The sequence below is a fragment of the Candidatus Phytoplasma sp. AldY-WA1 genome, from assembly GCF_020312115.2.
Classification (GTDB): Bacteria; Bacillota_I; Bacilli_A; order Acholeplasmatales; family Acholeplasmataceae; genus Phytoplasma; species Phytoplasma vitis.
In genome coordinates this window covers 1-1,144 of record NZ_JAHRHX020000120.1, presented here as the reverse complement: position 1 = coordinate 1,144, position 1,144 = coordinate 1, and the positions used below count along the sequence as shown (strand labels likewise).

Genomic DNA, 1,144 nt, shown 5'->3' with positions numbered 1-1,144 from the left:
AAATCTTTTGATTCTTGTGGGGTAAACCCAATAATATCAGAATTTTTCTTAATATATTCGACAATTCTTGTTTCTAATTCTTGATATCCGCCTTCTTTTAATTCTTTTAAATTAAATCCAGCGTCTTTTAATTCTATTGCTTTATATCCGACATCTTTTAATTCTGTTGCACTAAAAGAGGCATTTATTAATTCTTTTAGAGTAAAACCGGCATCTTTTAATTGTATTAAAGTATATCTGGAATCTTCGTCGAATGAATTAGTTTTTCTTAAATCCAAAGCAGTATATCCAGCGTCTTTTAATTCTTTTAAAGTATATCCAGCATCTTTTAATTGTATTAAAGTATATCCGACATCTTCGTCGAATGAATTATTTTTGCTTAAATCCCAAGCAGTAAATCCAGCATCTTTTAATTCTCTTGCAGTAAAATCCTTATTTTTGAATTGCCAATAATAAGAAAATCCAGCGTCTTTTAATTCTGTTGCAATATATCCAGCATCTTTTAATTCTTTTAAAGAATATATAACATCTTTTAATTCTTTTAAAGTAAATCCAGCATCTTTTAATTCTCTTGCAGTATATCCATCGTATTTTAATTCTATTGCAGTATATCCAGCGTCTTTTAAATTAAATCCAGCGTATTTTAATTCTCTTGCAGTATATTCAGCATCTTTTAATTGTTTTGCAGTGAAATCGGCTTCTTTTAAATCTTTTGCAGTATATTCAACTTCTTTTAATTGTTTTGCATTGAAATCGGCTTCTTTTAAATCTTTTGCAGTATATTCAGCTTCTTTTAATTGTTTTGTGGTAAATTCTTCATCTTTTAATTGTTTTGCGGTATATCCTTTGTTTTTTAATTCTTGTGTACTATATTGAACAGTTTCTAATTCTCTGTCTGTATATACTACTTTTAATTGATCTAAATTAAATCCGGCTTCTTTTAATTGTTTTGCAGTGAAATCGGCTTCTTTTAAATCTTTTGCAGTATATTCAGCTTCTTTTAATTGTTTTGCAGTGAAATCGGATTCTTTTAATTCTTCTGCGGTATATTCAGCTTCTTTTAATTGTTTTGCAGTGAAATCGGATTCTTTTAAATCTTTTGCAGTATATTCAGCTTCTTTTAATTGTTTTGTGGTAAATTCTT

At 27.9% G+C, this 1,144-nt stretch carries 1 pseudogene; it reads right to left on the bottom strand.

Going from position 1 to position 1,144, the window contains the following annotated elements:
* Positions 1-1,144, bottom strand: a pseudogene (locus tag KTO59_RS04365) (pentapeptide repeat-containing protein); the annotation flags it as partial.